General features: G+C 39.5%; 9 protein-coding genes. 8 read left to right on the top strand and 1 reads right to left on the bottom strand.

Annotated features, from left to right (window positions below):
- The 8 genes from K2Y18_09390 to K2Y18_09355 all read left to right on the top strand — a co-directional run.
- On the top strand, window positions 1-1,111 hold a 1,111-nt coding region (locus K2Y18_09390; protein ID MBX9805947.1), incomplete at its 5' end, for a hypothetical protein.
- Window positions 1,112-1,126: 15 nt separating this feature from the next.
- Complete coding sequence (gene hisH, locus K2Y18_09385; protein ID MBX9805946.1) at window positions 1,127-1,759, top strand: imidazole glycerol phosphate synthase subunit HisH; 633 nt, start codon at window positions 1,127-1,129, stop codon at window positions 1,757-1,759.
- Window positions 1,753-2,478 carry an imidazole glycerol phosphate synthase subunit HisF gene (locus K2Y18_09380; GenBank protein ID MBX9805945.1) on the top strand — a complete coding sequence of 242 codons (726 nt, stop codon included), beginning with the start codon at window positions 1,753-1,755 and terminating at the stop codon, window positions 2,476-2,478. Before hisH ends, K2Y18_09380 begins: the two co-directional genes overlap by 7 nt.
- Window positions 2,479-2,487: 9 nt before the next feature.
- Entirely contained in the window at window positions 2,488-3,630 is a 1,143-nt protein-coding gene (locus K2Y18_09375) for an N-acetyl sugar amidotransferase (protein ID MBX9805944.1), read from the top strand.
- The gene (locus tag K2Y18_09370) at window positions 3,623-5,197 is read left to right on the top strand and encodes a Gfo/Idh/MocA family oxidoreductase (GenBank protein MBX9805943.1); all 1,575 of its coding nucleotides are present in this window, start codon (window positions 3,623-3,625) and stop codon (window positions 5,195-5,197) included. Before K2Y18_09375 ends, K2Y18_09370 begins: the two co-directional genes overlap by 8 nt.
- A complete protein-coding gene (locus tag K2Y18_09365; GenBank protein MBX9805942.1) occupies window positions 5,172-6,338 on the top strand; it encodes a DegT/DnrJ/EryC1/StrS aminotransferase family protein in 1,167 nt (388 codons plus the stop codon). Before K2Y18_09370 ends, K2Y18_09365 begins: the two co-directional genes overlap by 26 nt.
- Window positions 6,335-7,540, top strand: coding sequence for a glycosyltransferase (locus tag K2Y18_09360; protein MBX9805941.1), 1,206 nt, complete (start codon window positions 6,335-6,337; stop codon window positions 7,538-7,540). Before K2Y18_09365 ends, K2Y18_09360 begins: the two co-directional genes overlap by 4 nt.
- Window positions 7,537-8,325 carry a class I SAM-dependent methyltransferase gene (locus K2Y18_09355; protein MBX9805940.1) on the top strand — a complete coding sequence of 263 codons (789 nt, stop codon included), beginning with the start codon at window positions 7,537-7,539 and terminating at the stop codon, window positions 8,323-8,325. The genes K2Y18_09360 and K2Y18_09355 overlap by 4 nt, the downstream gene beginning before the upstream one ends.
- A 199-nt stretch (window positions 8,326-8,524) precedes the next feature.
- Here the strand turns inward: K2Y18_09355 and K2Y18_09350 are convergent, their stop codons facing one another.
- Window positions 8,525-8,764, bottom strand: a complete 240-nt coding sequence (locus K2Y18_09350) for a GIY-YIG nuclease family protein (GenBank protein ID MBX9805939.1) — start codon at window positions 8,762-8,764, stop codon at window positions 8,525-8,527.
- Window positions 8,765-8,972 lie beyond the last annotated feature (208 nt).

The raw sequence follows: 8,972 nt of genomic DNA, 5'->3' as shown, positions 1-8,972 counted from the left end.
TATTTCAAAATTTAAAATAAATAATACATACTATGATAAATTTTGTGACCCAATTTGTGACTTGAAAAAAATATCGCCAGATAAAGCTATATTTTTTTCTCAGCTTCCCTTTACGACTCCTAACCTAAAAAAAAAATATTTTAGTTTATTAGGTGCCGAACGTATCGCCTATGTCATTTCAAGATTGCTCATATTTTTTATGGGCGGTTCTTTTTTTCTTCCTGATTATGAAAAGTTTTATGATTATTTAAAAGAAAAAGGGCTGGATATTCATTTATCTCAAAAGGAAGTGATTCTAAAGGGACTTATTATCTATATTCTTTCCTGGTTTTTTTATGGTTATATCAAGTTTAAAGGAGTCAAAGTTTGCTATGTGGTTTGTTATTATGGTTATTTAGGGTATGGATTGGCATTGGCCTGCAAAAACCTTGGAGTTTCTTTATATGATATTCAACATGGAGGCATAGAAAATTCCCCAGCATACCATAAATGGAATAAAGTTCCTACACATGGATATGAAATCACTCCATCTCACTTCCTGTTTTGGGATGAAGCAAGCTGTAATATTTTCGCCACGCAAAATTCACTAAGCTTTTTATCGTCCTGCAAACACGAAAAATTAGGATTTCCTCTTTTGTGTAGCAATATCTTTCAAGAATCTATAAGAAAACAAGCAGAAGAAATTTCCAAAAAGCATCATAAATTTGAAAAAATTATACTTATTCCTTTGCAGCCGCAGTTTTTTGGTAGGACAGATTGGGACCAACTCGCACATGAAGTTTCTATTTCTGAAGAGCCGTGGTTATGGTGGATAAGATCGCATCCTGCGTACAAGAATGATTATGGGCTCCAAAATATAAAAAATTTAAATTTAAATAATGTCTTTTATGATAATGGAGATTCTTCCATATATTCTGTTCTTTCAATTTGTGATTGTGTTGTTACAACGGCATCTTCATCTATTATTGAAGCGGCGTATTTTAATGTTCCTTCTCTAATTATATCACCCACGGGTATAGAAGATTTCGATTATTATATAAAATACGGGAAAGCTCATTTTGTTCCTGAGCACCATTCAATCATAAATACAATAAAGTCTGTTATTAACTAACCCATGGATCATTCCTTGCACACTGCGAATCTCCTCCAAATTGTCGATTATGATCGGTGCAACATTGGTTCTGTTGTATCTGCCTTAAAACGACTCGAAATACCTTTCACTATTGCCAGAAACCCTGATGAAATTAATCCAGATGTTCGTAAGATTATTTTACCAGGTGTCAGTTCATTCGATTCATGTGTTCATGCCTTAAAAGCCTCCGGTTTTTACGACTATTTCAAAGGGGCAGAAAATCGACAAGGAAAGAAAATATTGGGGATTTGTGCTGGAGCACAGATTCTGTTTGAAGGAAGCGAAGAAGGAGTCGAGGAGGGCTTGGGTATTTTTAAAGGGATTGTTCAAAAAATTAAATCAGATGGGACCCTAAGAATACCCCATCTTGGTTGGAATTATATAAAGGCCACTGCTTCTCACCCCCAGATGAGCCTCCTGGATCATATCAATTTGGAGAAAAGGTTTTATTTTTCGCATTCCTTCCACTTTCCTCAATCAGATCATTCAGTTGCGTTTGTTGATTATGGCTACAAATTCCCCATTCTTGTCAGTAACGGAATGACGACGGCGGTTCAGTTCCATCCTGAGAAAAGCTACAATCAGGGAATGCAACTCCTGAAAAATTTCTTGAGCCTATCATGCTGAAACCACGACGCATACCCGTTCTCCAAATCCTCAATAGGCGACTTGTAAAGACGGTTTGTTTTAAAAACCCCACCTATATTGGTGATCCGTTGAATGCGGTGAAAATATTCAATGATAAAGAAGTTGATGAGCTCATCATTCTGGATATCTCACCCAACAGATTTGAAGGGAAACTGGATTATGAGTATATTGAATTGCTCCTCTCGGAGTGTCAAATGCCTGTTGGTTATGGTGGTGGAATTCAAAACAGTGAGGATGCTCAAAGGATCATTGGCTTAGGGGCTGAAAAAATCATCATTAACTCCCTTGCTTTTGAAAACCCAAAAGAAGTTGAAAAGATCTCAGAAGAATATGGGGCCCAAGCGGTTTCTTTGTCATTGGACTACACTGTCAATATCTTTGGCAAACATGTATTCTATAAAAGAGGAGGCCGGGAAAAGGTTAAAATTTCGATTGATGCCGTTTCGGAACTTATCAACAAAGTTAAATGTGGTGAAATTATTCTTCACAGTATTAAAAATGATGGACAATTCTCAGGACTAGATTACAGCTTATTAGAAGCGCTAAAAAGTAAGATTGACATTCCGATTGTGATGTGTGGTGGAGCCCGATCCAATCAGGACATAGAGACTGCAATTCAAAAGGGCGCCCATTCAATTGCGGCGGGAAGTAAGTTTATATATCAAGGGCCTCATAAGGCTGTTCTTATTCAATATTAGAGGAAGATGATGAGCGTTAAAATTTGTAATTTTTGTGTGATGGATAACACAGATCCAGATATCCTCTTTGATGAGAAGGGTCAATGTTCACATTGCAAATCCTATTTGCAGAATCTCCCTAAACTACCAGCCCAACAGATTAATGCAGATCAATTACTTCAGGATTTGGTGAGTGACATTAAAAGACGGGGACGTGGCAAAAAATATGATTGTGTGATTGGCCTGAGCGGGGGTGTGGATAGTACCTATGTTGCCTATGTTGTGACTAAAATATTAGGCCTTCGCCCGATTGCTGTACATATGGATAATGGTTGGAATTCTGAGCTGTCGGTCATGAATGTTGAGAATATCGTAAAAAAGCTCGGGATAGATTTATATACAAAAGTTCTTGATTGGGATGAATTTAGAGACCTGCAATTAGCCTTTTTGAAAGCCTCAACTCCTGATTCAGAGATTCCAACGGATCACGCCATTTGCGGCACCTTGTACGAGGTTGCCTCAAAATACAATATAAAACATCTTATTAGTGGGGCTAATTTTGTCACAGAACGGATCATGCCCGCCGCCTGGTCTCAAGGCCATAGTGATTATAGATATATCAAGAATGTCAGTCAAAAATTTGGAACCTTAAAACTGTCCACGTTTCCTTACTTAAATAGCATTAAGCGCTTTTACTATGAAAAAGTTCGTGGGATATCATTCGTTCCCATCTTTAACTATTTTAAGTTTGATTTAAATGAAGCTCGAAACATTATAGAGCAGGAATTAGATTGGCAAGACTATGGTGGCAAACATTATGAGTCCATTTACACAAAGTTCTTTCAAGGCTATATATTGCCTCAGAAATTTGGGTTTGATAAGCGCAAAGGTCATTTCTCGAATTTAATTTGTGCCGGCATCATGTCTCGGGACGAAGCGCTCGCGAAACTTAAAAACCCACCCATTGAGGAAAAAGAAATACCCTATTTGAAACAATATGTTGCGAAGAAGTTTGCTCTTTCTGAAGGTGAGCTGGAGTCTTTGCTTAATTTGCCTGTGAAGTCTTATAAAAATTACCCAAATGCCTACAATTCTGTGTGGTATATATATTCTCGAAAATATATTAAACCCATTTATCGTTTTTTAATTCCTGTGGGAGATGAGAATGTCTAACCTTAAAATATCCGTTATTGGCTGTGGTTATTGGGGTCGGAATCTGGTTCGTAACTTTGCAGAGCTGGGTGCATTACACTCTGTGTGTGATGCAAATCAGGAGTTGGCTGACAAAGCTGCCCAAACGTATGAGGTGCCAGCACTTTCCTTAGAAGATGTTTTGAAAAGCGATTGCGATGGTGTTGTGATTGCAGCTCCTGCGGCTCAACATTATGATTTGACAAAAAGAGCTTTAAAGGCTGGAAAACATGTATTTGTGGAAAAGCCCTTATCATTAAAGATTGAAGAAGCAGAAAACTTATGTGATTTATCAATTGAAGGTAACCGTAAGTTAATGGTTGGACATTTGCTTCAATACCATCCGGCATTCTTGGAGCTAAAGCAGCTTATCAACAAAGGTAATCTGGGTCGATTGCAATACATATATTCGAACCGTTTAAACTTGGGTAAATTTCGCAATGAAGAAAATATTCTGTGGAGTTTTGCTCCCCATGATATCTCCATGATATTAAGCCTTGCGGGCGATTTGCCAGAATCTGTTTATGCCACAGGTGCTTGTCATTTGAATCCCCGTATTCATGATGTGACGACAACGCACATGAGTTTTAAAAATGGTATCCAAGCCCATATCTTTGTGTCTTGGTTGCACCCTTATAAAGAACAAAAACTTGTGGTTGTTGGTGACAGAGGTATGGCAGTCTTTGATGATGGTTTGCCGTGGGGTGAGAAACTAAAACTGTATCCCCATCAAGTCACCTGGGTTGATGGTCTCCCTCAACCTGAAAAAGCAGATATGCTTCATGTTCCTTTAGAAGTCGCAGAGCCGCTGAAACTTGAATGTCAGCATTTTATTGATTGCATTCAAAACAATCAAACCCCTCGAACAGATGGCAGGGAAGGTTTGCGTGTCTTGCAGGTACTGGATTCTGCCCAACAGTCTCTTCATTCGCATACGAATGTGAGTATCAATACTGAAATACTTCCTTATTTTGCTCATGAATCAGCTATTATTGATGCGGGGTGTGATATTGGACTTGGCACCAAAATATGGCACTTCTCTCATGTAATTAAGGGGACAAAGATTGGTGAAGACTGTGTGATTGGTCAAAATGTGATGATAGGCCCAGATGTTATCATTGGGAACCGTTGTAAAGTGCAAAACAACGTAAGCCTTTATAAAGGGGTGGTTCTTGATGATGGCGTCTTTTGTGGCCCCGCTTGTGTCTTTACTAATGTTCATAACCCTCGTGCTGAAATAGAACGAAAAGACGCGTTTAGAAAGACTCATGTGGAGCGGGGCGTTACCATTGGTGCTAATGCCACCATTGTGTGCGGCAATCGTTTGGGGGCTTATTGCCTCATTGGGGCTGGGGCTGTTATTACGAAAGACGTGAAGCCACATGCGGTGATGGTTGGGAACCCTGCCACGCAATTGGGATGGGTCAGTCATGCAGGAGAAAAATTAGGAGAAGATCTTGTTTGTCCTCGCGAAGGGCGACGCTACCGTATTATTAATAACAATTTAGCTGAGATAATAACTGATGACACAAGCTCTAAAACAGCCTGAAACACAACTGCATCCTATTCAGTTTGTTGATTTAAAGACCCAACTTCAAAGGATTCGCCCTAAGATAGATGCCGCGATTAAACGCGTACTTGATCATGGTATTTTCATCATGGGGCCTGAAGTTTATGAACTTGAAAGACAATTGGCTGGATTATGTGGTGCGAAGCATGCAATCACGTGCGCCAATGGAACCGATGCTCTTGGTTTGGGACTAATGGCTAAAAATGTGGGGCCAGGTGATGCTGTGTTCATACCATCCTTTACATTTGCAGCGACGGCAGAGGTTGTTGCCTGGGTTGGTGCAACGCCAGTATTTATAGATTCCTTAGACAATACCTATAACATGGACCCTCAGAGTCTTATACAAGGGATTCAAAAGGCTAAAAAAGATGGCCTTCGCCCAGTTTGTGTTATTCCGGTCGATCTTTTTGGCCAACCGGCTGAATATGATGCAATTCAAGAAATTGCCGATGACCACAACCTTTGGGTTATGGCTGATGGCGCGCAAAGTTTCGGCGCATCTTATAAAGGGCGCAAGGTCGGAAATATTGGTGACATATCCACAACAAGTTTTTTTCCAGCAAAACCCCTTGGCTGTTACGGGGATGGTGGCGCCATTTTTACCAATAATGATGAGCTGGCAGCCATTATTAAGTCTCTTCGTGTTCATGGTCAGGGTACGGATAAATATGACAACGTTCGTATTGGCATGAATGGACGATTAGACACAATCCAAGCGGCAATACTCATCGAGAAGCTTGCCATTTTCGATGAGGAGTTGACAGCCCGACAAACGGTTGCAGACGCTTATAATCAGGCACTTCGGGACATCGTTGAAGTGCCTCAATTAATGGAAGGGGTAACTTCAGCTTGGGCACAATACACACTTCGTCTACCAAAGCACATCGATCGCTCAAAGTTGATGGCAAATCTTAAAGAAGCGGGCATTCCAACGATGGTGTATTATGTAAAACCACTCCATTTGCAAACTGCTTACAAGCAATATCCAACAGCGACAGGGGGTTCTTTACCTGTTTGTGAAAACCTCTCACAAACAGTGTTGAGTTTGCCAATGAGTGGGTATGTTAAGGGAGATGAATTAGAAAAAATCGCGATGAAGATGGTCAGTCTGCTTTCATGAAGCGTATGATTCAGCAAACAATTAAGTATTTCTTAGACTTCCTTGTGTTTCCTTTGTTGATTACATGTGCTGTGTTGGCAAGGTTCTTCTCTCAAAATGATAATAGAGTTCTCTTTGGATTAATGGCGAACAATAATCTTATCTATGTTAAAGATTCATTGGTTAAATTTGGTTACAAAGCAAGCGTGATCCCGTGGATCATCCCCGAGCATGAAAGAAATCATATAAAATATGACCTTGACCTTAAGACGTCATTTCCAATCTTATATAACAACTTCTTTGGTCAAATAGGGCTCATTTACTTCTTTTTCATATGGGCTGTGTTTAAATTCGATATTTTCATTCTTCCCTTTCAGAATAGATTGTTGGATAGAACGGGTTTTCTAAGATGGTTTGAATTTCAACTGCTCCATCTTGCGGGAAAGAAAATAATTTTGAATCCTTATGGGGGAGACATTCAGTATGTCGAGGTGTGGGAGAACTCCAAGAATAAAACGTTTCAAGAGTTGCATAAAGCTTGGAAGTCAGATCCGTATTATTGTTATCATGCTTCGAAAAAAATGATTTTAAAAAATACAAAGTATTGTCAAAATCATGCAGATTTAATAGTTCTTTCAATTGATTGGCCCGATTATTTGATAGACGATGCGGGTAAGCAAAATCTGATACATTTTCATATGCGTTCTATCCCCAGACAAAAAGCACGTAGAGCACAGAAGAATCCCCAGGCATTGTTCAAGATTGTGCATGCAACCAATCATCCGCATTTTAAGGGTACAAAATTTCTTGAAAAAGCAGTGAGTGAAATAAATGCGAAAAAAACGAGATGTGAACTTGTTATTTTGCAAAACACAGGAAACGCAAAGGTTTTGGAAGAAATACAAAAAGCAGATGTTGTTTTTGATCAAATTCTATTAGGGGCTTACGGTAGGTTGGCTATTGAAGCAATGTCCTTAGGAACGCCAGTCATTTGTTATCTTAGAGACGATCTGAAAGAACTTTACCCCTCTTGGAAAGAGTGTCCGATTATCAATGCCAACATAGATAGTCTCAAGGATAAAATTCTGGAGATAATGGATATGACAGATGAACAAAAGGCTGAAATTGGTACACAATCTATGTCTTATGTTGAAAAATATCATTCACCTGAATATGTAGGCGAAAAACTACATACAATTATACAAGAGGTTTTAAGCACTTGACCCAAATTGATAAAGCAGGAACCCCATACTGGGACAAGAATTGGTCTAATGCTGATCTTCCCATTCCTTTTGATCCTACGGATCAACGATTCGACAATTATTTTAATTTAGAACTCCATAAATACTTTCAAAATCTATTAAAAGACAAAAAAGGGTTTAGCGTCTTGGAGATAGGGTGTGCCAATTCGGTTTGGCCCCTCTACTTTTATAAGTATTTTGATGCTAACGTTTCTGGATTAGATTATTCTGAGATCGGCTGCGCAAAAAGTCGCTACATTTTGGATCACTTTAAAGTTCCCGGTGAAATATTTTGCGGTGACTTGTTTTCTCCCTCCCCAGAGCTTATCGAAAAATTTGATCTTGTTGTCTCCTTTGGCGTCGTTGAACATTTCGAGGATACAGCCCATTGTCTCAGCTCATGCGCCAAATATGTAAAGCCAGGGGGTATACTTTTAACGTTGATCCCCAATATGCCAAGCATTATTGGATTTATTCAAAAATTAGTAGACAGATCTGTCTATGATGTTCATGTTCCTCTAACCAAGGAAAAACTGGCTTTTGCTCATAAAGAAGGGGGATTGAACCTGATAAGCTGTGATCACTTTATGTCAATCAACTTAAGTGTGGTTAATTCTGGTGCCTTCTCCTCACATCGGCTAAACGCTCTTCTACGCCATGTTCTATCAGGAACCTCAAAAATCTGCTGGGCTTTAGAAAAATACGGTCTAAAAATACCTAAGAATAGAGTGACATCCCCCTATATTATTGCGGTTGCTAAAATGTAAGTTCGTAATAAACATATTGGCATGGTCACATTAAGCGCGTCTTGGGAATTTCCTGAGGCGCGTTTTTTTTGGGATTGTGTTGTGGAGGCAGAGGGATTACCGTGCTTGCGCGCGTTGCCTCCCATTGGTCGGCCCGAACCCAAATATAAGTGATCGAGGATTCGAATTTTGCCTACATATGTAAAATATGTTAAGGGCTTCAAAAGTGTTTTTTAGAAAATGCTCTACCAGATGATGTTTTTAAGTATGTTTCAAATTTCTCTGCTTTGCTCTTGTCTGAGAATGCGACAGAAATTGTTAAAGTCCAAGGTTTAAACTTACTGGTATGTAGGGATTTACCAGCATTGTGTTCTTCTAACCTTCGCATCAAATCTGCTGTTAACCCAACATAGTATCTATTTGGGTTATTTTCACTTTGTATAGAATATACAAAGTACACTGTAAGCCCGCCTTCGTTACGCATAGGCTTCACTACGTCGTGGCATAACGCTTCGCAACGCTACTCGTGATAAATCACGTCGTAGCTAATCCGCCATTGCGCGAAGCGCCATGGCGTGATAGCGAAGACGGATGGCGGAGGGAGAGGGATTCGAACCCTCGATACGGCTTTTCAACCGTATAACGGTTTAGCAAACCGCCGCCTTCAG

Source organism: Alphaproteobacteria bacterium (assembly GCA_019746225.1).
Taxonomy (GTDB): Bacteria; Pseudomonadota; Alphaproteobacteria; order Paracaedibacterales; family VGCI01; genus VGCI01.
Note: the sequence above shows the minus strand (reverse complement) of the source record. Positions and strands in the feature narration are given on the sequence as shown.